This window comes from Polaribacter sp. M10, from assembly GCF_054968445.1.
This window is the reverse complement of the sequence record NZ_JBSSBG010000001.1, coordinates 20,122-47,097: the sequence shown is the minus strand read 5'-3', so window position 1 is coordinate 47,097 and position 26,976 is coordinate 20,122. Positions and strand designations below refer to the sequence as shown.

Annotated in this window: 20 protein-coding genes; 1 reads left to right on the top strand and 19 read right to left on the bottom strand. The window is 30.8% G+C overall.

What is annotated here, in order from left to right; all coding sequences use genetic code 11:
* Positions 1–37 precede the first annotated feature (37 nt).
* The 17 genes from ACWYN7_RS00180 to ACWYN7_RS00100 all read right to left on the bottom strand — a co-directional run bounded on the left by ACWYN7_RS00180 (position 38) and on the right by ACWYN7_RS00100 (position 24,246).
* The gene (locus ACWYN7_RS00180; RefSeq protein ID WP_462857827.1) at positions 38–577 is read right to left on the bottom strand and encodes a hypothetical protein; all 540 of its coding nucleotides are present in this window, start codon (positions 575–577) and stop codon (positions 38–40) included.
* A gap of 44 nt (positions 578–621) precedes the next feature.
* Positions 622–2,583 carry a DUF3857 domain-containing protein gene (locus ACWYN7_RS00175; protein WP_462857826.1) on the bottom strand — a complete coding sequence of 654 codons (1,962 nt, stop codon included), beginning with the start codon at positions 2,581–2,583 and terminating at the stop codon, positions 622–624.
* A 6-nt stretch (positions 2,584–2,589) separates the two neighbouring features.
* Positions 2,590–4,515, bottom strand: coding sequence for a DUF3857 domain-containing protein (locus tag ACWYN7_RS00170; protein ID WP_462857825.1), 1,926 nt, complete (start codon positions 4,513–4,515; stop codon positions 2,590–2,592).
* On the bottom strand, positions 4,499–7,789 hold the full coding sequence (locus ACWYN7_RS00165) for a tetratricopeptide repeat protein (RefSeq protein ID WP_462857824.1): 3,291 nt from the start codon (positions 7,787–7,789) through the stop codon (positions 4,499–4,501). Before ACWYN7_RS00165 ends, ACWYN7_RS00170 begins: the two co-directional genes overlap by 17 nt.
* 78 nt (positions 7,790–7,867) lie before the next feature.
* Positions 7,868–8,158, bottom strand: a complete 291-nt coding sequence (locus ACWYN7_RS00160) for a heavy-metal-associated domain-containing protein (protein WP_462857823.1) — start codon at positions 8,156–8,158, stop codon at positions 7,868–7,870.
* On the bottom strand, positions 8,140–8,505 hold the full coding sequence (locus tag ACWYN7_RS00155) for a rhodanese-like domain-containing protein (protein WP_462857822.1): 366 nt from the start codon (positions 8,503–8,505) through the stop codon (positions 8,140–8,142). The genes ACWYN7_RS00160 and ACWYN7_RS00155 overlap by 19 nt, the downstream gene beginning before the upstream one ends.
* A gap of 4 nt (positions 8,506–8,509) precedes the next feature.
* A complete protein-coding gene (locus ACWYN7_RS00150) occupies positions 8,510–9,919 on the bottom strand; it encodes an MBL fold metallo-hydrolase (RefSeq protein WP_462857821.1) in 1,410 nt (469 codons plus the stop codon).
* 72 nt (positions 9,920–9,991) lie between these two features.
* Complete coding sequence (locus ACWYN7_RS00145) at positions 9,992–11,719, bottom strand: SulP family inorganic anion transporter (RefSeq protein ID WP_462857820.1); 1,728 nt, start codon at positions 11,717–11,719, stop codon at positions 9,992–9,994.
* Positions 11,720–11,780: 61 nt separating this feature from the next.
* Complete coding sequence (gene ruvB / locus ACWYN7_RS00140; protein ID WP_462857819.1) at positions 11,781–12,803, bottom strand: Holliday junction branch migration DNA helicase RuvB; 1,023 nt, start codon at positions 12,801–12,803, stop codon at positions 11,781–11,783.
* Positions 12,804–12,909: 106 nt separating this feature from the next.
* Positions 12,910–14,691, bottom strand: coding sequence for a cytochrome c oxidase subunit I (locus tag ACWYN7_RS00135; RefSeq protein WP_462857818.1), 1,782 nt, complete (start codon positions 14,689–14,691; stop codon positions 12,910–12,912).
* Positions 14,692–14,725: 34 nt separating this feature from the next.
* The gene (locus ACWYN7_RS00130; protein WP_462857817.1) at positions 14,726–15,730 is read right to left on the bottom strand and encodes a cytochrome c oxidase subunit II; all 1,005 of its coding nucleotides are present in this window, start codon (positions 15,728–15,730) and stop codon (positions 14,726–14,728) included.
* Positions 15,731–15,760: 30 nt separating this feature from the next.
* Positions 15,761–17,218 carry a quinol:cytochrome C oxidoreductase gene (locus tag ACWYN7_RS00125; RefSeq protein WP_462857816.1) on the bottom strand — a complete coding sequence of 486 codons (1,458 nt, stop codon included), beginning with the start codon at positions 17,216–17,218 and terminating at the stop codon, positions 15,761–15,763.
* Between the two features lie 31 nt (positions 17,219–17,249).
* Positions 17,250–17,792 (bottom strand): c-type cytochrome, encoded by a 543-nt coding sequence (locus tag ACWYN7_RS00120; protein ID WP_462857815.1) that lies wholly within the window; start codon positions 17,790–17,792, stop codon positions 17,250–17,252.
* A 10-nt stretch (positions 17,793–17,802) separates the two neighbouring features.
* Entirely contained in the window at positions 17,803–18,330 is a 528-nt protein-coding gene (locus tag ACWYN7_RS00115) for a DUF3341 domain-containing protein (protein WP_462857814.1), read from the bottom strand.
* Positions 18,331–18,332: 2 nt separating this feature from the next.
* Positions 18,333–19,787 carry an NrfD/PsrC family molybdoenzyme membrane anchor subunit gene (gene nrfD, locus ACWYN7_RS00110; protein WP_462857813.1) on the bottom strand — a complete coding sequence of 485 codons (1,455 nt, stop codon included), beginning with the start codon at positions 19,785–19,787 and terminating at the stop codon, positions 18,333–18,335.
* 21 nt (positions 19,788–19,808) lie between these two features.
* Positions 19,809–22,868, bottom strand: coding sequence for a TAT-variant-translocated molybdopterin oxidoreductase (locus ACWYN7_RS00105; protein ID WP_462857812.1), 3,060 nt, complete (start codon positions 22,866–22,868; stop codon positions 19,809–19,811).
* Between the two features lie 73 nt (positions 22,869–22,941).
* Entirely contained in the window at positions 22,942–24,246 is a 1,305-nt protein-coding gene (locus ACWYN7_RS00100; RefSeq protein WP_462857811.1) for a c-type cytochrome, read from the bottom strand.
* Positions 24,247–24,440: 194 nt separating this feature from the next.
* Between ACWYN7_RS00100 and ACWYN7_RS00095 the strand changes: the two genes are divergently transcribed.
* The gene (locus tag ACWYN7_RS00095; RefSeq protein ID WP_462857810.1) at positions 24,441–24,809 is read left to right on the top strand and encodes an SPOR domain-containing protein; all 369 of its coding nucleotides are present in this window, start codon (positions 24,441–24,443) and stop codon (positions 24,807–24,809) included.
* Between the two features lie 9 nt (positions 24,810–24,818).
* Here the strand turns inward: ACWYN7_RS00095 and recJ are convergent, their stop codons facing one another.
* Complete coding sequence (recJ, locus tag ACWYN7_RS00090; RefSeq protein WP_462857809.1) at positions 24,819–26,504, bottom strand: single-stranded-DNA-specific exonuclease RecJ; 1,686 nt, start codon at positions 26,502–26,504, stop codon at positions 24,819–24,821.
* Positions 26,505–26,538: 34 nt separating this feature from the next.
* Positions 26,539–26,973: an OsmC family protein gene (locus ACWYN7_RS00085; protein ID WP_462857808.1), complete on the bottom strand. Its 435-nt coding sequence runs from the start codon at positions 26,971–26,973 to the stop codon at positions 26,539–26,541.
* Between the last annotated feature and the right edge of the window lie 3 nt (positions 26,974–26,976).

Here is a 26,976-nt window from a genome sequence, read left to right as displayed (position 1 = left end):
TTGCGAGGTTTTTTTATTTGTAGGACTTTAAGTTTCTTTAAAAGAACGAAAAACCAATACCCAAAGAAAAACTATCTATTCTGTTATTTTTAAAACCATAGATTCCTTTTCTATGAAAATCTAACTTTAGAATCATATTCCAACGATTTTCTCCTGCAAATTGAGAACCTATTCCAAAACCGTAATAATTACCATCTGGATACCTGTTAGATGGCCTCCACATTTTACCATAACTCATTTCTACAAAAAAAGCATCATCTTCTCTTTCTGTAATATTGTATTTTAAACTACCATAAGCTGGTATGGCACTTACTGCATATCTGCTATGATAATCAAAACCCGCATTTAAGCTGATGCCAACTCTTTTTTGAAATTCGTAACCAAAACCAGTTCTTAAAAAAATACCAGTAAAATCGATTAGATATTCATCATCATCAGGTTGAAACAATACATAATTTTCGTTTAAACCAATTGAAAAATTAATTGATCCTGTAAAAAAAGGTCTTCCTAGTTTTTCTTGTGCAAAAGATTGTAAAGAACAAAAAACTATAAAGAGTAATAGTACTTTTTTTGCCATAGCATAAGTTTTAGTTTCAAATTTTGAAACAAAAACTATTCCAATTATTTACGCTCTAACAATAAAACTATTTTATTAAAATCTGCAGCCGAATTAATTACTGTTCTGTACGCTTCGTATAAAGTTACAGGAATAATATTTTCTCTATAATGTTCATCCGCAGTAATTTTTAAAACATCTCCTTGAATTTCATAAAAAGATTTAAAAGAAAATAACTCTTCACCCTCTTTTGAATATGAATTATCAATATTAATATCCTCTAAATTGGTAATTTTATATCCTTCAGGAATTTTTATGTTGATGGTTCTAAAATAGCTTCTATGAAACTCTTGCTCTAAAGGCAATACTCGCTCTTTCTCTTGATACATTTGCATTTGCGGACCAATGATATCACCTAACTTAAACAAATACTTTCTACCCGCTTTTTCTACAAATGCTTCTGATGTAAAATCGACAATAAATTGTAAAGGTTTTACGCCAAAAAGTTCAGAATCTCCATTGATAATTTCTCTTTTATCGATGGTTATTTCACTGGTGATATTTTCTATAAAACTATCTACCAAATCATCTCTATCATCACCAATAATTAGGTGCATAAATGGCTGAATGTTACCTGCATAATAACCACTAAAAGAACGATCGAAATGGATTGTGTTTTCTGTTAAATCATCTGGATTAAAAGCAATATCTACAATCATAGTATCTACAGTTTCACTAGCTTTTACAGGCGCTATATATTTAATTTCGCCTACAGCAGATTTATAATCTCCAATGGTAACTTCTTTAATAAATAAACCATAATTATCCATTAAAAAAGGCGTTGGAAAACCATATCTTTTTTCTTGAGCTGCTGGCTCTAAATATTTATCGTACTTAGGAAAATAGATTAAAAAATCGGTTAAAAAATTATTAGCTTCAAAAGTTTTATCGAATTTAATTTGATTTCTATTGCTTGTTAAAACCAACTCATGTTTAATATTAAAGGTTTTTAATAATGCAATGTAAAGTTTTAGAGTTCCTGTTTCGTTAGCCAATTTTTTGGTTAATACCATATCTAAATCTTGCAACTCATCACTATACGCTTCAGAAGAATAAACATTGTTTTTAATGTAATATTCTAATCTTCTAATAATGGTTTCTTCATCAGCATTTTCTGGAATTTCTAATTCTTGAATAAATTTACTGATTAAACCAATGGTTTTGTTTTCGTATTTTGGATAATAGTAGGCATATAAATTCTGAGAAACTTTGCTGTAAGAAACAATATCTGCAGTATTATTGGCCAAATTTTTATCAATTTTATACACAATAAAACCTTTGGATGCATTGTAAGCTGAAAGCGATTCGTTTTCTAATTTTTTAAGATCTTTTACATACAATTTGTAATGAAATCTGTCTTTTACTAAAGTGTCTTGTACAACTTTTGGCAAACCATTAAAACTTTTAAATGCAAAAGTTAAATTGGCTGGCGACAGTAAATCGAACTCCATTTTCTTTTTAGGATAATCGTCTTGAATACTTAATTTTTTACCCATATAAGCTGGGTCTTTTTTAACTACGTACAAGTACTCTATAAAACTACCTTTTGTAATACCCTCAAAGGCAAAATATTTGTATTGTCTGCCTGTTTCTTCATCTTGTGCAGTTAAGATCTTAGACTCGTCTAAATTGATGATTTTACCTTCTGCATCTATAACTCTAGCTTTGTTAATTTGTAATTCTGAATCTGATGAAAATGGCAAATAAATTTTATTAAATTCTTCAATAGCATCATCAGAATTTAACCATAAAATTTTATGTTCTAAAAAATATTCTACCAAAGCTTGCTCTTCGAAATGGAACTCTGTAACTATCTTTTCTTTTACTGCAATTAGATTTTCATCACTACTTTTATCAATATTATGTGCTGGGTTTTGCTCCCAATCGTAACTTTTATAAAAAGGAATTGTTTGTGCAAAATTGGTAAAGGTTATAACGAATAATAGCAGTGCAAATATGTGTTTCATAATAATTTATTGTTTCTTTAAAACTATAATTTCTTTGTATTGTTTTTCAACTTTTTTAATCAGTTTATTTAATTCTAATTGCTGTTCTTTGGTTAAAATTAAAAAGTTTAGTTCTATATTTTGATGATAATACACCACGTTTTCTTTTAACTCATACGAAATATTACAAGTAATTAAATCGTTAGAAAAACTGACATTTTCTGGTATATAATCTACAAGATACCCTTCTGGAATTTTAAATTTAGTAACATAACTTTGGTATCTTTTAAAATCGTATTCTATGGCAAATTCTCTTTTTTTATCAGCCTTTAAATCAGAAATATCTTTGTTTAAATTTAGGTTGATGTAAATTTCATCGCCTAATTTTTTAAAGTAATTTTTAATTTCAAAATCATAATTAATGATAAAATCTTTATCGTAATCGTATTTATTAATTTCTTCGATTTTTTTGATTAAAAATTTGTTATTCCCTTTAATAAATCTAGCATTATAAAAGGTTTTTAATTTAGATTCTGAATTGATGTTTTCTAAAGAATTAAAATAATTGATTTTAGGATAACCTGTAATATGGGTAATTGAATTCCCTATTAAAACATCATCTTTTAGCGTAATTGTAGTACTGTCTATAATTGCATTTTCTTTGGCAGCTACCACAGGTACTTTTTTAACTTTAAACTCTTTACCATAAGAAACCAAAGCTTCTTTACCTTGTATAAAAGACGTTGGCAAACCAAACTTTATATACCTACCTGTAGCATCTAAATAATAGGTTTTTCCATTTTCTTCGTAAGATAAAATCATATGATTATCTACAACAGGAGTTGGCACTTCTTGGTACGTGTAAGGAATGCTTCTTGTACCAATCCAAGTTAAATTACCTTTTACACCTGCAATTTCTAACATTTTAAAAAGGATACTAGAATTGTCTTTACAATCGCCATATTTTTTTCTAAAAACTTCATTCGATTCTCTTGGAATAAAACCACCCAAAGCATACTCAAAAGCAATGTATTTTATGTTTTGTTGCGCCCAATAATAAATGGCTTTTACTTTTTCTAAATTCGTTTTTTTATCTTTAGTAATAGCCTTTACAATATTTACCAATTCTGGATCTGGGACTTCTTTATTAACGTTTTCTACCAAAGAATAATACCAATTGTACAAATCTGAAACTTGGCCCAATACTTTTTTTGTTTCTTTTTTTACTTTATAAGAATTAATTATTGGTACAATATGTGGCAAAATAGTAGTATAACTTGGTGTACCAGATTCGTACTCAAATTCATCCTGATTTTCGAGTTCCCAAGTATAAATGGTTTTCTTTCTTTTTTCTTCTTTAGAAAATTTAATATCAACACCTGTTGTATTAAACTCTTTAAAACTTAATTCAATGCCTTTATCTGCAATAATGGTTACTTTATTTTTGATGATCGGAAAATAATCGCCAAAGAAAAAAGGACTTAAAAAACGAGGGTTTTTAATGTTTTGAGCGTATTCTAAAACTGATTTTGATCCTTTTTTAAGATTAGGATAAATAAAACTTAACGTTTTAGAATCATCGTAAAATGAAGTATTTAGTTCGTCTTTTTCAGTAAACTTTTCGACCTTAGATTCTACATATTTTCCGTTTTCGAAAACATAAGAAGACGCATTAATTTCTTTTAATTCGAAAAAGAAAGACGAGCTTACACTGTTTTTAGAATTGTAAGTTGCAGATTCGTTTAAATACAAATCTTCTTCTTTATTTTTTTCGAGAATTACAATTTCATCATCTTCTAAAGTTATGGTAATTAGCGTTTCATTTAACAACCTTACTCTAGAATTTTCTGGATATAATTTACTATAAGTATTAAATTCTTCTGAATATTGAGCAAAAATTGTACTTACAGCAAATAAAAAAACAATGAATTGTAATCTATAAATTTTCGACATTTTGTACTGTACCATTAACGTATTTCTTTTTCATTATTAATTTTCCTGACTCATTATAATACATACTAGTACCATGTTTTATATTGTTTAAGTACGTGCTTACTTCTTTTTTAGTTCCGTTTTCGTAGTAAAGTGTATGCTTGCCATTTCTATCGCCATTTTTATACTCTATTGTTTCGTAAAGATTACCATTTGTATAATATTCTTTTCTAACACCTTCCATTTCATTGTAACTATAGGTTAACTCATCTTCTATTTTACCATTAAAAAAGTAAGATTTATAGGTATTTACTAAATCTCCATTTTTATATTCCATAATTTTAGAAGGCTTACCATTGCTGTAATAGGCTTTAATTTTACCTGTTTCATTTTTTATAGGAATCATTGGCAATTCTGCACCAGTTTTATCTTGGTAACTGTAACCAATTAATGTGCCATAATTGTAAAATCTTATCAATTGTAATTTACCTGTAGGATCGTAAAATTCTTTTCTTCCATGTTCTTGGTTAAACTGATATTCTGTTGATGTTTCTACAATACCATCTTTGTAATAATGCACTGTTTTACCAACTTCATTTCCGTTTTCGAAGGTATAATCTGATTCTATTTGCCCATTTTTATAGAAGTTCTGAGATTTACCATTCATTTTTCCGTTTAAATAATTGGTTTTACTTTCTACTTCTCCAGATTCGTAAAACCAAGTCCAAAGTCCGTTTTGCTCTCCATTTACATAATTACCAGTTACTTTTGTATTACCATTAAAATAATAACCAGTATAACCTCCGTGTTTTACCTCATTTACATAAGTAATAGTAGTTTGTGGTTTGCCATTGGTAAAAAAACTTGTAATTATCTTTTCTTTTGTTTTTGATGGAAAATTGATTTTTTGAATCGATTTGCCTTCTTCATCAAAATATTCTTCTGATAATAATCTACCATATTCGTATTTTAGGATATTATTTAGTTTTCCTGACGGGTCATAATATTCTTGATTACCATGCAATTGAGATCTGTTATAAAAATTTATCGATTGTATGGTACCATCTTTATAATAGTATCTCCACTCTCCATGTTGATTTCCTTTTTTATACCAACCTTGTACATTTAGTTGTTCGTTTTTGTAATAAGCTGCATAATAACCATCTAAAACATCATATTTATAAGGAGTTACACTTTCTGTATTTCCATTTTTATAATACGTAATATAATCGCCAAGAGTAACATCTTCAACATAAGTAGCTTTTGCATTTAAGACACCATTATCAGAATAAAATTTCCACTCGCCTACTTTACCTCCTTTAACATCATACAGTCCTTTGGAAATTATATTTCCTGTTGCAGAATATCCAACAAAATTAAATTGGCCATCTTCTTTAATACCTTTGCTTAAAACTGAACCGTCTTTGTTATAATAAGTGTACGCAATTATTTCTCCTTTATTGTATAAATAATCGTAATACAATTTGCCATCAGTATCATAATAGACAAATACATTGTGTAATTTTCCTTTCTTATAATCGAACTCACTTTGCAAAGTACCATTTGCATAAAAAGTTTTCCAAGCACCAGTGTACGCACCTTTTTCACTTTGTCCATCTTCGTAAATTTGCCCATTAGGATGATACGATTTGTAGCTACCATTTAAAGCCCCATTTACATATTCTGCCTCAGAAGAAACCTTTTTGTTATAGTGATAAATAGTTCTTTTGCCGCTTAAAACTCCGTTAATATAGTCTGATTTTGCATACAAACTTCCATCTGCATAATACTCTAATGCTTCGCCTTCTATTAAGTCTTTTTCGTAAGGTATTTTAAATTCTAATAAATCTTCGCCAACTTTAAAATAAGATTGATACATACCATCTAACAAACCATCTTTAAAATATTTTTTTTGGGTTAAAGCTCCACTGCTGTTGTAAAACTCGTATTTATCCGTTAAATCGTTGTTCTTAAAATAAGCGTCTATTTGTATTTTTCCATTATCATAATACATGGTGTTTTGCCCCTCTAAAGCACCATCTTTATAAACGGCTGTTTCTTTTACATCACCTAAATGATTAAACCAGGTCCATTTACCAGTTTTATTACCTTTATCATTATAATGTCCAATTGTAGATAGTTGTCCATATCCATCGTAAAACGTCCAAGTTCCTACAGGTTTATTGTTGAGCCTTTTACCTAATGCATTTACTTCTCCATCTCCATATTCATAATACATTTCTTGAGCTTCTCCATCTATGATAAATGTATTTTTTGCGATAATTTCGATCCATTTATTTTTAAAAAGCTTAAAAAAATCGATAATATTTTGAGATTTTTTTTCTATAATTTCTTTAAATTCTTCGTTTTCTATAGCGTAAGAAATTGTGTAGGTAAAATCGTTAAAGTGATCTTCATTTAAAATCCAATTGTAAAAAGGCAGGTATTTTTGTTCCCAAAAGCCACCTTTTCCTTTAAAATCTTTCAATTGCTGAATCATAGCATGATTCTGTTTGGTTAAGGCAATATTTATCGGATTTCCAGTTTCGTAATTTTCGTTTAAAGCTACTTTGCTATTTAATATCAGATCTATATCATTAAAAGCATCATCTGCATCTTTAAGTTGTAAATCTTCATTTTTAACGTTCTTGTTTTTGGCAACAACAACATTGTTTAAATTCTGTAAAATAGAAGAAGCACCTTCTGCATCTGGCTCTAAGAGAATATAAAGGTTAAACGCCATTAATGCTTGGGTTAACCTTTTTTGTTTGTAAAAAATATTACCAACTTGTAAGTGTGTTTTTTTAAATAACGGATTTAAAATTATAGCTTCTTTATAAGCTTCTAAGGCTTCGTTTATTTTGCCTTGCGTTTCTAAAACAACACCTTTATTAAACCATAATAAATAATTTTTTGGATAAATTTTTATCCCTTGATTATAGGTTTCTAAGGCTTCTTTATATCTTTCTAAATTAGTTAAAGCCACACCTTTGTTGGTGTAAAAAAACAATTTAGACGTTTTGTGGTTTGCTTTAATGCCTTGATCTGCAACTTCTATAACTTCGTTAAATTTATTAAGTTGTAATAAATAGTACGATTTAGAAGTTAAAAGTGGATAATAAACAGAATCGTTCTTATTAATTTTATTAATAAGTTCTACCGTTTTTTGGTAATTATTTTCTTTGTTACTTTCTTCGATTTGAAGTTTAATTTCATCGTAATCGATGAAAGGTATTTTCTCTTGGGCATTTACAATAGCTGTAATAAAAAAAGCTACTAATACAATTTTTCTCATAAAACTAAATTAATAAAAAAAGAGGATAAAAACCTTTGTTTGTAACGTTTTTACCCTCTTTTTTTATTTTGATTTTTTTTAGGAATCTATTCTACCAACTGCACAACTTACAAAAGATTTTGCTTTGTGTAAAACTGTGTTTTTATCGCCAACTTCTGGATATCCTAATTTGGCTAATTTTACCCTTATTGCTTCTAAGTTTTCTACTTCTGATGCAATTGTAACTATTGATTTTTCTACATCAACAGTAACATCATTTACACCTTCTACACCTAATATTCCTTTTTTAATAGTTGCTGCACAACCACCACATTTTAAATTTTCTATCTGAATTTCTGCTTTCATAATTATTAATTTTCTATTTTCCATTGATTATATCCGCCCAAAACATTGATTACTTGATATCCTTTTTCTTTTAAAATTTTAGCCGCTTTTACACTTCTGTTTCCAGATCTGCAATACAAGTAAACTGGTTTTGTTTTATCTAATTGTTTTGTTGCTTTTTTATAAAAATCAGCATCAAAATAATTGGCAAATTTTGCGGTTTTTATAAAACCTTTTTTAATTTCTTTCGGAGTTCTTACGTCTATTAATTGAATATTATCTTTATTTAGTAACCCTTTTAAGGCCAAAGTTGATATCGATTTTATTTCTACTTGCGAGTTACAATTTGCAAAAAATAAACCTATAATTATAATACAAAAAGTATGCCTCATTATTTTACTTTAATGTTGATGGACAAACCGCTTTTTCAGTTCTCTTAATATTTGTATTTCTAATGGCTGCATATCCCCCAGCAACATCAATAACATTATGAAAACCACGTGCTTTTAATATTGATGATGCAATTACTGAGCGATAACCCCCTGCACAATGCACATAAAAATCATCCTTTTTAGGGAATTCTGAAATATGATTATTTAAGAAATCTAAAGGAGTATTGTTTACATTTTCTATATGTTCGCTATCATATTCACCAGGTTTTCTAACATCAAAAACAATAGCATTCTCTTTAATTTTATCTTCTAAAACATCCGCAGAAACCGAAGTTAAAGTATCAATTTCTTTTTCTGCTTTTTGCCAAGAAGCAAAACTACCTTCTAAATATCCCAGAACATTATCAAACCCAACTCTAGACAAACGCGTAATTACTTCTTCTTCTCTGCCAACAGGAGAAACTAATAAAATAGGCTGATTAATATCTTTAATTAAAGCACCAACCCAAGGAGCAAAACCACCATCTACACCAATAAAAATGGATTGCGGAATAAACCCTTTTATAAATTCTGATTGATGACGCACATCTAAAACAATAGCATCTGTTGTATTTGCCACCAGTTCAAAATCTTTTACAGATAAAGGTTTTGCAGATGTTTTGATAACATCATCTATATCTTTGTAACCTTCTTTATTCAATTTTACATTTAAAGGAAAATAAGCTGGTGGAGGCAATAAACCATCTGTAACTTCTTTAATAAATTCCTCTTTACTCATGTTTGCTCTAAGTGCATAATTGGTTTCTTTTTGATTGCCAATTGTACCCACAGTTTCTTTACTTAAGTTTTTACCACAAGCAGAACCAGCTCCATGAGCAGGATATACAATTACATCATCTGCCAATGTCATTACTTTGGTTCTTAAACTATCGTATAAAAAACCTGCCAAATCTTTATCTGTAATATCTCCTTTTTGTGCTAAATCTGGTCTTCCAACATCACCCAAAAACAAAGTATCTCCACTAAAAAGAGCGTAATCTTTTCCGTTTTCATCTTTCAATAAAAAACAGGCACTTTCCATGGTGTGCCCAGGTGTATGCAATACTGTAATTGTTATATCACCTAATTTAAAAACTTGTTGATCTTCTGCAATTAAAGCATCGAAACTAGTTTTAGCAGTTGGCCCGTAAACAATTTGGGCACCTGTTTTTTCTGCTAATGTTACATGCCCACTTACAAAATCTGCATGAAAATGAGTTTCGAAAATATATTTTATTTTGGCCTTATTATTTTCTGCTCTGTCTATATAATCTTGTACTTCTCTTAATGGATCTATAATAGCAACTTCGCCATTACTCTCTACATAATAAGCGCCTTGTGCTAAACAACCTGTATAAATTTGTTCTATTATCATACTCTTAATTTGACCTTTATAAACTACCAAAATTACTTTTGTTAATTTGTTATTTAAATGATATTCATCAGTTTATTTATATGCATGATGAATATATTTTGCATATTTTTCTTGATGTTTTCTATCGCCAGTTTTGTAAAACTTAACAGCTTGATTAACTCGCATAAAAAAGTGATTTATGTCTATGATTTGTAAAATTCCGCTTCTAAACAAATCGTCTCTTACAGGGCCTTTTACCCCTGCAAAATAAAATTTAACTCCTTTTTTTTGATAAAACTTAATACGCTCTTTAAGCATTTCTACACCTGTACTATCTACTCTATTAATGCTTTCTGCATCTAAAACTATTAGTTTTAAAGCGTTTCCTTTTTTGGCTGCTCTTATGTCTAGATTATCTCTAAAATAACTAGAATTGGCATAAAATATTTGTGCATCGAATCTAAATACCAAAATATCATCTTCTATAATTACTTCTTCAAAACGGTTTTTATTTCTGTAAAAATTAGAATCTGGCACTTTACCAAGTTCTGTGGTGTAAGGTCTAGATGTTCTATAAATTAATACAATTAAAGACAACCCCACACCTACCATAATTCCGAATTCTATTCCCAATAAAAGCGTGGCTAAAAAGGTAGACATCATTAACCAAAAATCTAGGTTATTGGCTCTCCATAAAAATGCGGCTTCTTTAAAATTTATCAAATTAAAAACAGCAACAATAATAATTGCAGCTAATACAGTTTTTGGCAAATGATAAAATAATGGTGTTAAAAAAAGCAAAGTTAAAACTACCATAATTACAGAAATTAAAGCTGCCATACCTGTTTTTGCACCACTTTCTTGATTTATTGCAGAACGTGAAAAACTTGATGTTGATGGATAAGCTTTAAACAAAGAACCAAACATATTTGCCAAACCTAAGGCTATTAATTCTTGATTGGGTCTTACTCTATATTCGTCTTGTTTTGCTTCTAAAGATTTACCTATTGAAATGGTTTCTAAATAACCTACCATAACTAAGGTTATGGCTATTGGAAATAACTCTTTAATCAGACCTAAATCGTATTCTGGAAAACTAAAAACGGGCAAACCAGAAGGAATTTCTTTAACAATAGCAACATCATTAAAAGAATCGCCAAAATACTTCATGATTAAAATTCCGATAATAACTACAATTAATGCATTTGGAATTTTCTTATTTATTTTTCTAAAAGTGATGATTATAGCCACAGAAATCATCCCAATAACTGTTGTATGATGATTATAGTGTGATATTTGCAACCAAATATCTTCTAATACATATTGAATTTGATCACTTTGTAAAAAGTCTACCCCTAATAAATTTCGAAATTGATTTAAGCCTATAATTAAAGCAACTGCAGAAGTAAAACCAGTAATTACAGGTTTTGACAGAAAATTTACAATAAACCCAAGGCTAAAAATACCCATAATAAATTGTAAGGCACCCACCATTAAAGCTAATAAAATGGCAATAGCAATATAACTTTCTGAACCTGCCAAAGCTAAAGTAGAAACACCAGTTGCAACTATTAAAGAATCCATAGCAACAGGCCCAATTGCAACTTGCCTAGAAGAACCAAATATGGCATACAAAACTTGTGGGACTAAGGCACAATACAAGCCATAAATTGGTGGTAAACCTGCAATTAAAGCATATGCAATACCTTGTGGAATTAAAACAATACCAACAGTAATACCCGCTAATAAATCACCTTTAAAAAGTGATGCATTATAGTTGGGTAACCATTCTAAAATTGGTATAATTTTTTTTATATTCATTTTATCTTCGCTGTTTACTATTTACTTTTACTGTTTAGCAAAAGCAAAATGTTAATAGCTTTTAAAAGAGTTCTCCTTGATTTCTTCCTTTAGTTCTTCCTAAATGTTTATACGCTAACTCTGTTACTTCTCTACCTCTTGGAGTTCTCATTATAAATCCTTGCTGAATTAAAAAGGGTTCATAAACTTCTTCTATAGTTTCTGTGTTTTCTGAAACTGCAGTAGCAATTGTGCTAATACCTACTGGGCCACCTTTAAATTTATCGATAATAGTTTCCAAAATTTTATTATCCATTTCATCTAAACCATGAGCATCTACATTTAATGCTTTTAAAGCATATTTTGCAATCTGTATGGTTATTGTGCCATCTCCTTTTATCTGGGCAAAATCTCTAACTCTTCTTAATAATGCGTTTGCAATTCTTGGTGTTCCTCTACTTCTACCTGCAATTTCGATAGCTGCTTCCATAGAAATTGGTACTCCTAAAATAGTAGAACTTCGTTGAATAATTGTAGTTAGCAATTCTGTTGAATAATAGTGCAAACGACTACTAATTCCAAAACGAGCTCTCATTGGTGCAGTAAGTAAACCCGAACGTGTTGTTGCTCCAACCAAAGTAAAAGGTTCTAGATTAATTTGAACTGTTCTGGCATTTGGGCCAGATTCAATCATAATATCAATCTTGTAATCTTCCATTGCAGAATATAGATATTCTTCTACAATGGGACTTAATCTATGAATTTCATCAATAAAAAGAACATCTCTTTCATCTAAATTTGTAAGCAATCCAGCTAAATCTCCAGGCTTGTCTAAAACAGGACCAGAAGTAACTTTAATACCTACTTGCAATTCATTTGCTAAAATATGTGCTAAAGTTGTTTTACCTAAACCTGGAGGACCATGAAATAAGGTATGGTCTAGAGCTTCACCTCTTTGATTGGCAGCCTCAACAAATATTTTTAAATTTTCTAAAGCCTGATCTTGTCCTGTAAAATCATCAAAAGAAAGTGGGCGTAATTTTTTTTCTACGTCCAAGTCTTCATTTGATAAATTTGAGTTTTCAGGATTTAAGTTTTCATTCATAAATACAAAGATAATAGAATTTGAATCAGAAAAAATGTAGCATTGGTTACAAAACAAAAAACCTTTCCAAATTTGGAAAGGTTTTTTAAATGTATATTATTTATTTTTAAGAAGGTTCTTCACCATCTAATAAAGGCGTTGTTTGTAGTACAAAATCTTGACCATGTAAATAATCACTATCATCATCATTAGGATCTACTCTTTTACTATAATCGTAAGCCCATCTGTGTACTTCTGGTAATTTACCTGGCCAGTTACCGTGAATATGTTCTACTGGAGTTGTCCACTCTATAGTATTAGAATTCCAAGGATTTTGTGTTGCTTTTTTACCTCTGTAAATAGAGATAAAGAAGTTTGCTAAAAATATAATTTGTGCAGCTCCTCCAACTAATGCAAAAATTGTAATTACTACATTGATGTCTGCTAAATCATCGAACATTGGAAAAGCAGTGTTAGAATAATATCTTCTTGGTAAACCAGCTAATCCTATAAAATGCATTGGCCAAAATACACCATAAGCGCAGATAATAGAAATCCAGAAATGCCAATACCCCATAGTTTTGTTCATCATTCTTCCATACATTTTAGGGAACCAATGATAAATACCTGCATACATACCAAATATAGCAGATACACCCATTACTAAGTGAAAGTGTGCTACTACAAAATAGGTATCATGAATTGCAATGTCTAAAGCAGAATCACCAAGAACTAATCCTGTTAACCCTCCTGTAACAAATGTTGATACTAAACCAATAGAAAACAACATTGCAGGGTTTAACTGTAAGTTCCCTTTCCAGAGTGTAGTAATATAATTGAATGCTTTTACTGCAGAAGGAATTGCAATTAATAAAGTTGTAAATGTAAATACAGAACCTAAGAAAGGATTCATACCTGACACAAACATATGGTGACCCCAAACAATTGTAGATAAAAATGCAATTGCCATAATTGACATTACCATTGCTCTATATCCAAAAATTGGTTTTCTAGAGTGTGTAGATATAATTTCTGATGTTATACCCAATGCAGGTAATAATACAATATATACTTCTGGGTGACCTAAGAACCAAAACAAGTGTTCATATAAAACTGGAGATCCTCCTTGATAATGTAAAACTTCTCCTGATATAAAAATATCTGATAAGTAAAAGGATGTACCAAAACTTCTATCAAACATTAATAATAAAGCTGCAGATAACAAAACTGGGAAAGAAACTACACCAATAATTGCTGTAATAAAGAAAGCCCACATTGTTAGAGGCAATCTTGTCATTTTCATTCCTTTTGTTCTTAAATTTAAGATAGTTACTATATAATTTAAAGATCCTATTAAAGAAGATGCAATAAATATTGCCATTGCTACTAACCAAAGTGTCATACCTGCTCCAGAACCTGGAATTGCTTGTGGTAAAGCACTTAAAGGCGGATAAATTGTCCATCCTGCAGATGCTGGACCAGCTTCTACGAACAATGAAATTACCATTACCACACTCGATAAGAAGAATAACCAATAAGAAACCATGTTTAAAAAACCAGATGCCATATCTCTAGCACCAATTTGTAATGGAATTAAAAGATTAGAAAACGTACCACTTAAACCTGCAGTAAGTACAAAAAATACCATAATTGTACCATGTATTGTAACCAATGCCAAATACATATCTGGATTCATTACTCCATCTGTTTGATGAGGTCCTAAAAACGCTTCTATAATAGAGAAGGATTTTTCTGGCCATGCAATTTGCATACGAAATAACATAGACATAAATACACCAATGATTCCCATAAACATACCAGTTACTAAAAACTGCTTAGAAATCATTTTATGATCTTGAGAGAAAATATATTTTGTTACAAATGTTTCTTTATGATGATGTTCTGACATAATCTTATTTATTTGTAGTATCTAAATTTAATAATTATTTAATAACTGAAGCTAAAGTTGGTTGTTCTGCAATCCATTTATCATATTCTTCTTGCTCAACAACAGTAATTTTCATTTGCATGCTATAATGTGATGCTCCACAAATTTTGTTACATAATAATAAGTAATCAAATTCGTATAAATCTTCGCCTTTAGCCGCTCTAATTTTGTTAATTCCTTTGGTTTTAGCTACAACTTCCGATTGTTGTCTCATTTCTTCTGTAGTGTATTTTGGTGTAAAACCAAATTCGGTAACCATACCTGGAACACAGTTCATTTGAGCTCTAAAGTGAGGCATATAAGCTGAATGCAATACATCTTGAGAACGGAATTTAAAATGAACTTTTTTACCTTTAGGCAAGTACAATTCAGTAACTTGTTTATCGTCTAAAGAGTTTTTATCATTCATATCAACACCCATGGTATTAATTCCTTTGATGAAATTTACATTTCCTCTACCTAACGTATTATCTGCTCCAGCATATCTAGCATCCCATCTAAATTGTTGTGCATACACTTCAATTTCAATGGCATCTTCATCAGATAAATCCATAACATTATTCCATTGCCATAAACCATAACCAATTAAACCTACCAAAACTACTGCAGGAGTAACTGTCCATATTAATTCTAATTTATGACTATCTGAATAAAATTTTGCTTTGTTATTTTTATTTCCTCTGTACTTAAAGGTAAAAAAGAAAATTAAAAATTGCATTATAAATTGTACAATACCAATTAACCAAAATGTAATATTGAATAATCTATCATCATGTTCTCCTTCTATAGATGCAGATTCTGGCAACATTATTACATTTAAAGCTATAAGGCAATAAATCATTATAGCATATAAAAATACCATAAAATAAAGTGCATATTTACCTTGCTTTGCATTGTCTTTATCGTCTGCAATAACACTTCTAAAATTTAAAATTCTAGTTATTTGCCAAATACTTACACCAATTGCAACACCTATAAAAATATAAAATAGAGCTAGCATATATCTTTTCTTATTTGTTTAATCTAATTATTAATGATGATTTGTTGAACCTTCTCCTCTGTGTTCGATATTATAATAATGGAAATGTTTACTTTCTTCTAAGTAAGGGTTTCCTTTTGGTATTGGATTTGCTTTTGCAAATGCACTAAATACTGTAAATATAAAGATTCCTAAAAAGAATAGTAAAGCACTTAGTTCTGGAATTCCAAAAGACCATTGTGCACCAACAGTTGCTGGCATTACCATTACAAATACATCTATATAGTGACCTAATAAAATAACAACTCCACCAATTACTACAAACCAAGGCATACTCTTAAAATCACTATTTATTAAAAGTAATACTGGAAATACAAAGTTCATAACAACCATTGCTAAGAATGGTAATTTATATTCATTAAATCTTGCAACGAAATATGTAGTTTCTTCAGGAATATCTGCATACCATATTAACATGAATTGAGCAAACCATAAGTATGTCCAAAATACTGAAAAACCAAACATGAATTTTGCCAAATCGTGAATATGACTATCGTTAACAGCTGGTAAAGCTCCTTTAGAACGTAAGTAAATTGTTACAAATGCAACTACAGTTAATGCACTTACTAATAAACTTGCTAATACATACCATCCAAATAATGTAGAGAACCAGTGTGGGTCTAAGCCCATAATCCAATCCCAAGACATCATAGATTCTGTTAACATGAATAAGAAAATAAAACCTACAGAAACATTATAGTTTAATTTAAAAGTTTTATAGCCATCATTCGCTGTATCTTCTTTGATAGAATTTTTACGGATAAACCATCTATAGGCATTCCATATTAATAAGTAAACAATACTTCTAATTGTCCAACCAGGAACATTCATCCACCAAGATTTACCAGCAACTATAGCATCATAGTTTGAGCTTTCAGGATCAAAAGTACCTTCAGCCATCCATGGAAACATATGATTCATGTGCATTGCTGCTGCTATAACCACAACTAGCATTACAATTGAAGTTGGAACAAGATTGGCAGTAATGGCTTCCATTACTCTAAACAATACAATAGACCAACCTGATTGAGCAACTCTTTGTGCTGCATAAAATGCCAATACTAGTAATGAAATTCCTAAAAAGAAAAACAAAGCAACATATAAAGCAGACCAAGGTTTATTTTGTAATTGATGAAAAACATGCTCAGCATGTGCATCATCATGACTTTCTCCATGAGCACTTTCTTCTGCATGCGCATCAGATTTATGTGCTGATGAATGATCATTTTCTACAGCATGGCTATCTACTGAATCTTCTGAATGAGCTTCTTTTTTTACATCATCATGAGCACTTCCATGACTATCTCCATGTGAAGATTGATGTGCAATAATTTCTTTAGCTTCATCTATTGTTGATGGAGCAGAAGCAAAACTTATTACAATTCCTATTAATCCTAATGCAATTAGGGCTAATGAAAATGTTTTTAATTTACCTGAGAATTGATACATATCTTTCGTATTCTATCTTTTTGTAATTATTTTATAATTCAGCGCGTAAATTTTCTACGTAATGAATTATCTGCCAACGTTCGTTATAAGTTAATTGAGATGAATGAGAACCCATAAGGTTTTTACCATGCATAATAACATGATAAATAGTACCTGCATTTATGTCTCTATCTTTATAACTAGGTATTCCTTCAAATTTTTCTGCTTGCGATAAATATCCATTTCCATCACCTTTTTTTCCATGACAAGAAATACAGTAAATTTCGTAAAGCTCTTTTCCTTTTGCTAAGTTCTCTTCAGAAGCTTCTAACGGATTCTTTAATTCTGCTTTTGCTTTATCATAACCTTCTGGAGTGTCTGGAATATCGTAAGCAGGATGTCCTCCTCTAGGAATAGTACCCGCAACTGGCTCGCTATTAACTGGCTTATTGTTTATTCCTTCAGCACCATTAGCATCATAAGGTACAGATACATACATATCTGGCATATATTCTAATTGTGGTGTTCTTTTGTTATTACAAGCTACAATACTTGCAAAAACTATAAACGCGATAAATAATTTAAAATTCTTCATTATCTATTTATTAGTGCTTATCTACAACATTAATTTCTACAGCTCCTGTTTTTTCTAATAATGAAGTTAATTTATCTACATTATTATGTACAGGTATTTCCATTAAAAAATGATCATCCGTAGTTCTTGGGTCTGGGTTTTCTGCTTTTTTAAATGGCCATATTTTACTTCTCATATAAAAAGTAATAACCATTAAATGGGCTGCAAAAAATACAGTTAATTCAAACATAATTGGCACAAATGCTGGCATATTTTCAGCCCAAGAAAAACTTGGTTTACCACCAATATCTTGTGGCCAATCTTGAATCATCATATAATTTGTCATCCAAATAGCAACAGACAAACCAGTAATACCATAAAAGAAAGCAGTAATAGCTAATTTTGTAGGTGCTAAACCCATAGCTTTGTCTAAACCATGCACTGGAAAAGGACAAAATACTTCTTCTATGTGATGACCATCAGCTTTAACTGCCTTAACTGCATCTAATACAATCTCGTCATCATTATAAAATGCGTGAATAACTTTTGATGATTCCATAATTATTCTTTATCTTTTTTATCAGACGTACCTTCTGTAGCCACTATGTTAATAGCTGGTTTAGTTGGTATACCTTGTTCTCTTCTCTTCTTGTAAAACTCACCAGAAGATTTTAATATTGTTTTTACTTCCGCTTGCGCGATAACAGGGAATGTTCTTGCATATAATAAGAATAATACAAAGAAAAATCCTATTGTTCCTATAAAGATACCAACATCTACAAAAGTTGGCTCAAAACGCCACCAAGTTGATGGTAAATGACCTTTACTTAATACAATTGCAATAATATCGAAACGCTCAAACCACATACCAATATTGATAAATATTGAGATGATGAAAGACCATATAAAACTTCTTCTAATTTTCTTAAACCATAATAACTGAGGCGTTAAAATGTTAAAGAATAATAATGAATAAAATGCCCATGCATAAGGTCCTGTTGCAGCACCTACAGATAAATATGTGTAGTTTTCATAAGGAGAACCTGTATACCAAGCTATAAAAAACTCAGTTGCATACGCCACAGCTACAATACCTCCAGTTAATATAATTACAATATTCATATATTCTACGTGTAAACGTGTAATATACTCTTCCATATTCGTCACCTTTCTCATGATACCTAATAAGGTTTGTACCATTGCAAATCCTGAGAAAATTGCTCCTGCTACAAAGTAAGGTGGAAAAATTGTTGAGTGCCATCCTGGGTTAATAGATGTAGCAAAGTCCATAGATACAATTGTGTGTACAGAAAGTACTAATGGAGTTGCTAAACCTGCAAGTACCAAAGATACTTCTTCGAAACGTTGCCAATCTTTAGCTCTACCAGACCAACCAAAACTTAATAATGCATATATTTTCTTTTGGAAAGGTTTTACTGCTCTATCACGAATCATTGCAAAATCTGGTAATAAACCTGTCCACCAGAAAACTAACGATACAGATAAATAAGTAGAGATTGCAAATACATCCCATAATAAAGGCGAGTTAAAGTTTACCCACAAAGATCCAAACTGGTTAGGAATTGGTAATACCCAATATCCATTCCAAGGACGTCCCATGTGAATAATTGGAAACAACCCTGCTTGAAAAACGGCAAAAATTGTCATTGCTTCTGCAGAACGGTTTATGGCCATTCTCCATTTTTGACGGAATAATAAAAGTACTGCAGAGATTAATGTTCCTGCATGACCAATACCTACCCACCATACAAAGTTAGTGATATCCCAAGCCCATCCAATGTTCTTGCTTAATCCCCAAACTCCAATACCTGTTCCAACTGTATAAAAGATACATCCAAATCCCCAAAGCATTGCTGCTAAAGAAATATAAAATGCCATATACCAATTTTTATTTGCTTTACCTTCTATTGGTTTAGCAATGTCTTCGGTAATATCGTGGTAACTTTTATCACCTAATACTAAAGGTTCCCTTATGGGTGCTTCGTAATGAGACATATTTTATATCTTAATTTTAAATTACGCTTCGTTTGTATTCTTTATTTTTACTTGATAGATTACGTTCGGTTTTGTCTGTAAGTAATCTAATACGTTGTAAGCTCTTTTATCTTCTGCTAAAGCAGCTACTTGATCTTCTTTGTTATTTACATCACCAAAAACCATAGCTCCTGTTGTACACGCAGATGAACAAGCTGTTTCGAACTCATCTGTATTAACTGCTCTTCCTTCTTTTTTAGCTTTTAAAATTGTTGCTTGTGTCATTTGTATACACATAGAACATTTTTCCATAACTCCTCTAGAACGAACTACAACATCTGGATTTAAAACCATTTTACCATATTCGTTGTTCATGTTAAAATCGAACTCGTTATTATTTGCATAATTAAACCAGTTAAATCTACGAACTCTATATGGACAGTTGTTTGCACAATATCTTGTACCTACACATCTGTTGTATGCCATTTGGTTTTGTCCTTGACGACCATGCGATGTTGCTGCAACTGGACAAACAGTCTCACAAGGAGCATGATTACAGTGCTGACACATCATAGGTTGAAAAGTAACCTCAGGATTTTCTGCTTCGGTTTCTAATGCTTCGTACATTTTACCTCTGCTTAATCCTAATTCTTTTGCTTCTTCTCTAGTTTCTACTTCAGAAGAATAATATCTATCAATACGCAACCAGTGCATATCTCTACCAACTCTAACTTCATTTTTACCAACAACTGGTACATTATTTTCTGCATGACATGCTACAACACAAGCACCACAACCTGTACATGATGTTAAATCTATTGATAAATTAAAGTGATGACCAACTTCTCTATTATGCTCATCCCATAAATCAATAGTATTTGCTTCTACTTCTTGATGATCATAAGAAACCATAGACGGTTTGTTCCATCCATGATGATGATCTTTAGGAGCAACAGTATTGTATTCTTTTAAAGAGGCAACTTTTAAAATATCATGGCGTCCTGCAATTGTTTTTTGCACTTGAGTACAAGCAAATTTATGTGTACCAGATACTTTTTCAATTGTAACATTGTATTGAATGTTATTACCATCTTTATATAAAGGATAAGCATTAACACCAACTTGCATTTCTTCTTTTAAACCAAAAGTTTTACCATAACCTAAAGCTAAACCAACAGAACCCTTGGCTTGCCCAGGTTGAATCATAACTGGAACAGTAATTTCTTTTCCATTTACAGTTACTTTGGCAAAATCTCCATCTATAGCTCCATTATCTTTTACAGGATTCTCGAAACCTATTTCTTTAGCATCTGCTATAGAAACAGTTAAATAATTATCCCAAGAAGCTCTTGTAATTGGATCAGGGAATTCTTGTAACCAAGGATTGTTCGCTTGTTTACCATCACCTAAACCAGTTTTAGTGTATAAATTTAATTCAAAACCTGTAGCTTTTTTTGCTGAACTTGCTAATTGACTAGCAGCATCTACAACTGAAACTGAGCTTTCGAAAGCTTCTTCTTCAGCTAATTCAGTTGTAAAGAATCCATTATGCAAAGCTGTATTCCAAGAAGAACCTCCTAAAACATTTTCAGCAGCGTAAGTTTTTAAATAATCGTAATATTTTACAGAACTACCAGACCATTTTAACAACGTGTCTTGCACTTGACGTGTATTAAATAAAGGCTGAATAGTTGGTTGCATTAAACCATAAGTAACAGCATTGAACTGTGTATCTCCCCAAGATTCTAAGAAATGTGGAGCAGGCAATGCATAATTAGTAGCATCTACAGTAGCATTGTTTTCTGTTGATAATGCAACAGATAATTCTAACTTCTTTAATCCTTCAGAAAAGTCTGATGAATTTGGCAATGTATATACTGGATCTACGTTATAAGAAATTAATCCTGCAACTTTACCAGCTTTCATGTCAGCAACTAATTGAGCAACTTCTGCATCATTACCCTGACGTATATTGATTGTATTTGAAGTATCAAAAACTTCACTCTCTAAAGCTTCGTTAATTGCAAAAGCAACTAATTGAGCATTTTTATCATTTAATCCTGTTAAAACAACTGCTTTAGAACCTGCTTTCTTTAATTCTGATGCCATCATTTTTACTTCAGCATCAACAGGCGTTGACTTAGAAGAAACTGTATTACCAGTAATAGCGCTATATAAATTTAATAAAGCAAAAACTTGATCAGAAGGTTTTACAACCACTCTTTTATCAGAATTTGCACCAGTTAAAGACATGTTGCTTTCGAACTGAACATGATAAGACATATGACCCGTTTTTGGATCTCTACCTTGCATGTATGCTTTTTCGAATCCACCATGGAAATCTCCTAAGAAATCTGCACCAAAAGAAACTATTGTTTTAGCTTTGTCTAAATGATAATTAGGTAAAACACGCTTACCATACATTGCTAACATTGCATCTGCAGCACCAGATTCTGAAACAGCATCATAAATAACATGCTTTACATTTGGATTTGCCGCAATAAATTCTGATATAATTTTATCTGTAGAAGGACTAGCCATTGTACCTGTTAATAAAACAACAGGCTTGCCAGATTCTTTTAAGCTATTTAATTTTTGTGATATTTCTTTATCAGCATCTGACCAAGAAATAATTTCACCAGCCTTTGTAGGCTCTTTTAATCTAAGTTTTTCATCATATAAAGACAAAACAGCAGCTTGTACTCTTGCACTAGTTGTTCCGTTTGCATCTTTATTAGGCATTATTTGTATTGGACGACCTTCTCTTGTTTTCACTAAAACATTTGCAAAATCGTAACCATCTGCCATAGAAGTTGCATACCAATCTGCAACACCTGCAATAATATCATTAGGTCTTACAACGTAAGGTATAGACTTTCTAACAGGACCTTCACAGGCCGCTAAAGAAGCTGCAGCAGTAGTAAAGCCAACATATTTTAAGAAATCTCTACGAGATGTAGAAGTATTTTCTAATGTTTCTTTATCACCTAAAAACTGATCTGTTGGAATTTCTTCAACAAACTCATTTTTACTTAGCGTTTCAACAATAGAACTATCTTTTAGTTCCTCAACACTTTTCCAGTATTTTTTGTTTGAAGCCATTCTTTATTTATTATTTAATGATTAAAAAATTTAAAAACTATTTTTTGAATCTTTTAATATTTGAATCTTTTTATTAATAGTGACATTTACCACATTCCTTACCTCCTAATTGAGATATGGTAACTTGATCTACATTGTATTTTTTTGCTAACTCATCGTGGATTTTAGCATAATATTCATTTCCTTTTAAATCCACTTTAGTTTCTTTATGACAATCGATACACCAACCCATGGTTAAAGGAGAGAACTGACGCATTTCATCATACTCCTCTACAGGACCGTGACATTTTTGACATTCTAAACCTGCAACTGTAACGTGTTGCGAGTGGTTAAAGTAAGCAAAATCTGGTAAATTATGAATTCTTATCCATTTTACTGGCTTGGTAACACCTGTATATTCTAAGGCATCAGCATCCCAACCTGCAGCATCGTAAACTTTTGCAATTTCTTTATCTAATTCTGCTTTACCATAAGTAACTCCATCCCATTCAACTTGAGTTCCTTCTGCTACTTCAGAAATATTTTTATGACAATTCATACAAACATTTACAGATGGAATACCTGAATGCTTACTATGCTTTGCAGAAGAATGACAATATTGACACTCTATCTTATTATCACCAGCATGAATTTTATGCGAAAAAGCAATTGGCTGTAAAGGCATATAACCTTCATTTACACCAACTTTAAATAAAGTTCCGAATAAGAAATAAGCACCCATTAACAAAACAAAGATTGTAGAAAGCACTTGTAAAAAAGTATTTCTTTTTAAACCTTCCCAAAGTTCATGTAAATCTCTTTTAAGATTAGAAGTTGTTTCTGGAGTTCTATTTCCTTTTAACTCGTTAACTTGTTTTAATAAACTAGCTATCATTAAAAACGCAACAACAATTGCACCAGCTAAAAGATAAATAATCCATTTTGGTGCATCTCCTCCAGACGAAGCTGTTCCTGCAACAACAACATCACCAACTACTTTTTTTACAGGATCTCCAACAGTAGTATAATATAAAATATCATCTATTTGTTGATCTGTTAATTGAGGAAAAGCAGACATTACAGAACCATTATACTCTTCGAAAATTGCAATAGCATCTTTATCTCCTGACGCTCTAAGTTCTGCATTATTTTTAATCCAGCTATTTAACCAATCATGTTCTCTTCGAGCTTCTACTCCACCCAAAGCTGGTCCAATTAACTTCTTATCTAACTTATGACAAGATGCACATAAAGATTTGAAAATTTTTCTACCTTCCTTTTGGCGTGCTTCATCTATATCTTGAGAATAAGAAGACATGCTAAATGCAAAAAACAGAATGATTGTAAAACTCTTAAGAAGTACCTTGGTTAGATTACTGTGCAATGCTACACTTTTCATATTTACAAACTATTTTTAGTATCGTGTATAAAACAGCCTAAAAAACCCATTTTTCAGACTAGGGCAAAAGTAGCACATAATTGCCAAAATTTAAAAAAGGAAAGTAGTGTTAATATTAATTTATATCAATTCTAAATAACGAGAATTTCCAATATATTCTATTTGTAGTCGTTATTTTTGTAGAAATTTTTTATATGAAAAACAACTTTTTTTTAAGCGCATTCTTTCTACTACTTGTTCTAAGTTCAAGCACTTTATCTGCACAAAACAAAACGAATAGCAACCCAGAAATTAAAAGTTTAATTGCTAAAAAAAGATCGTTTAATAAAACCTATGGTTATGGCTATATTATTCAAATTTATTATGGTAATGAAACTAAAGCCAGAAGTTTAAGAAACAAGTTTAAATTGGAATTTCCAGAAGTTTATACAGAATTAGGTTACGATAAACCAGATTGGAAAGTGCTTGTTGGAAAATACAAAACGAAGCTTGAAGCAGACAAAGCAGTTATTAGATTTTCTGAAAAATTTGCGGGCCTTATTGTTATCCCTTTAGGAAAATAAACGGTTTAATTATTTTAAGTCTTTTAAAACCAATTGAATAGATTTAAAACCATTCCATTCATTTTCTTCTAACGTGTAAACGATATCAAAATCATTTTGCACAAAATCCATCTTATCACCCAAATTAAAACCGATAGCATTAAATGTTTTTTTGTTATCGCCTTGAAAAACATTGAGTTTTAAATGGCTCTGATCTGCACCTACTTTTTTACCATAACCATTATCTCTAACACAACTGGTTTTAAAAACTGGTTTCATATTTTGAGGTCCAAAAGGTGCCATTTGCTGAATTATTCTAAAAAATTTCGGTGTAATTTCTAATAATTCCATTTCAACATCCACAGTAATTTCTGGTGTTAAGAGTTTTTTATCGATAGTTTTAGAAACTACTTCTTCGAATTTATTTTTAAAATTGATATAATTTTCGGGCAATAAAGTTAAACCTGCTGCATATTTATGCCCGCCAAACTGTTCTATAAATTCTTCACATTGATGCAAGGCTTCATACACATCAAAGCCTTTTACAGATCTTGCAGATGCAGCCAATTTATTTCCACTTTTGGTAAAAACCAAAGTTGGTCTGTAATAGGTTTCTATTAACCTAGAGGCCACAATACCAATAACACCTTTGTGCCAATCTTCTTGAAAAACTACTGAAGTACAACAATTTTCTTCTTCGTTATCAATAATTTGAATTAAAGCTTCATTGGTAATTTGCTTATCTAAATCTTTTCGGTCTGCATTAAAAATTTCAATTTCTGCAGCAAAAGTAACTGCTGTATCAAAATCCATTTCAGTTAATAATTCTACAGCATAATTGCCATGTTTCATTCTACCAGCTGCATTAATTCTGGGTGCAATTACAAAAACAACATCAGTAATTGTGAGTTCTTTCTTTTTAATTTGATGAATTATTGCTTTAATTCCATTTCTCGGATTCTGATTAATTACTTGTAAACCATGGTAAGCCAAAACTCGATTTTCGCCATTCATGGGTACAATATCTGCAGCAATTGCAGTAGCCACTAAATCTAAATACGGAACAAAATCTTGTATGGTTTGATTTCTTTTTACTCCTAAAGCTTGTATTAACTTAAAACCAACTCCACAGCCACACAATTCATCAAAAGGATAATTACAATCTTCTCTTTTAGCGTTTAAAACTGCAACTGCTTCTGGTATTTTATCACCTGGTTTATGATGATCGCAAATGATAAAATCGATATTTTTTTCTTTGGCATAAGCTACTTTATCAATTGCTTTTATACCACAATCTAATGCTATAATAAGAGAAAAATCATTGTCTTCTGCAAAATCGATTCCTAAATAAGAAACACCATAACCTTCTGCATATCTATCTGGAATGTAAGTAGCAATATTTGGTGTAATTGTTTTTAAATAGGATGATACTAATGATACAGCAGTTGTACCATCAACATCATAATCGCCATAAATCAAGATGTTTTCATTGTTAGCAATTGCAGTTTCAATTCTTTGTACTGCCAAATCCATATCTTTCATTAAAAAAGGATCATGAATATCTTCTAAACTTGGTCTAAAAAACGTTTTAGCTTCTTCGAAAGTTTGGATATTTCTTTGACAAAGAATAGTTGCAATTGTTGCATCTACCCCTAAAGCTTTGGCTAAATGTTCTACTTTTTCTTTATCTGGTTTTGGCTTTAAGGTCCATCTCATAGCAATTTAAATCGACTTTATTTTTAACAATTTTTTAATTATTCTCTAATTTATGCAAATGAATTTCTATTTCTACTTCTGCAAATTGACGGAACATTTCCATAACTCCACAGTATTTTGTTACAGATAAATTTACAGCTTTCTGTATTTTTTTTGGTTGTAATTCAGCATCAGTAAAATGATAATCTACTTTAACTTTATTATAAAACTTAGGATGTTCGTCTGTTAATTCAGCAGTAACTTCAATTTTAAAATCGGCAACTTCTGCGTGCATTTTTTTTAATAAAGAAACCACGTCTAAACCAGAACAACCAGCTAAAGAAGACAACATTAATGCTTTAGGTCTAAATCCTTCTCCTTTACCACCACTTTCTTCGCCAGCGTCTATAAATAAATTGTGTCCACTTGGGTTATCAGATTCAAACTGCATATTTTCTTTCCAAACTGTAGTTACTACATTTTTAGCCATATT

Coding starts and splice junctions, on each gene's coding strand:
- ACWYN7_RS00180 (WP_462857827.1), bottom strand. CDS start 577: ATGGCAAAAAAAGTACTATTACTCTTTATAGTTTTTTGTTCTTTACAA.
- ACWYN7_RS00175 (WP_462857826.1), bottom strand. CDS start 2,583: ATGAAACACATATTTGCACTGCTATTATTCGTTATAACCTTTACCAAT.
- ACWYN7_RS00170 (WP_462857825.1), bottom strand. CDS start 4,515: ATGTCGAAAATTTATAGATTACAATTCATTGTTTTTTTATTTGCTGTA.
- ACWYN7_RS00165 (WP_462857824.1), bottom strand. CDS start 7,789: ATGAGAAAAATTGTATTAGTAGCTTTTTTTATTACAGCTATTGTAAAT.
- ACWYN7_RS00160 (WP_462857823.1), bottom strand. CDS start 8,158: ATGGAAAATAGAAAATTAATAATTATGAAAGCAGAAATTCAGATAGAA.
- ACWYN7_RS00155 (WP_462857822.1), bottom strand. CDS start 8,505: ATGAGGCATACTTTTTGTATTATAATTATAGGTTTATTTTTTGCAAAT.
- ACWYN7_RS00150 (WP_462857821.1), bottom strand. CDS start 9,919: ATGATAATAGAACAAATTTATACAGGTTGTTTAGCACAAGGCGCTTAT.
- ACWYN7_RS00145 (WP_462857820.1), bottom strand. CDS start 11,719: ATGAATATAAAAAAAATTATACCAATTTTAGAATGGTTACCCAACTAT.
- ruvB (WP_462857819.1), bottom strand. CDS start 12,803: ATGAATGAAAACTTAAATCCTGAAAACTCAAATTTATCAAATGAAGAC.
- ACWYN7_RS00135 (WP_462857818.1), bottom strand. CDS start 14,691: ATGTCAGAACATCATCATAAAGAAACATTTGTAACAAAATATATTTTC.
- ACWYN7_RS00130 (WP_462857817.1), bottom strand. CDS start 15,730: ATGCTAGCTCTATTTTATATTTTTATAGGTGTTGCAATTGGTGTAAGT.
- ACWYN7_RS00125 (WP_462857816.1), bottom strand. CDS start 17,218: ATGTATCAATTCTCAGGTAAATTAAAAACATTTTCATTAGCCCTAATT.
- ACWYN7_RS00120 (WP_462857815.1), bottom strand. CDS start 17,792: ATGAAGAATTTTAAATTATTTATCGCGTTTATAGTTTTTGCAAGTATT.
- ACWYN7_RS00115 (WP_462857814.1), bottom strand. CDS start 18,330: ATGGAATCATCAAAAGTTATTCACGCATTTTATAATGATGACGAGATT.
- nrfD (WP_462857813.1), bottom strand. CDS start 19,787: ATGTCTCATTACGAAGCACCCATAAGGGAACCTTTAGTATTAGGTGAT.
- ACWYN7_RS00105 (WP_462857812.1), bottom strand. CDS start 22,868: ATGGCTTCAAACAAAAAATACTGGAAAAGTGTTGAGGAACTAAAAGAT.
- ACWYN7_RS00100 (WP_462857811.1), bottom strand. CDS start 24,246: ATGAAAAGTGTAGCATTGCACAGTAATCTAACCAAGGTACTTCTTAAG.
- ACWYN7_RS00095 (WP_462857810.1), top strand. CDS start 24,441: ATGAAAAACAACTTTTTTTTAAGCGCATTCTTTCTACTACTTGTTCTA.
- recJ (WP_462857809.1), bottom strand. CDS start 26,504: ATGAGATGGACCTTAAAGCCAAAACCAGATAAAGAAAAAGTAGAACAT.
- ACWYN7_RS00085 (WP_462857808.1), bottom strand. CDS start 26,973: ATGGCTAAAAATGTAGTAACTACAGTTTGGAAAGAAAATATGCAGTTT.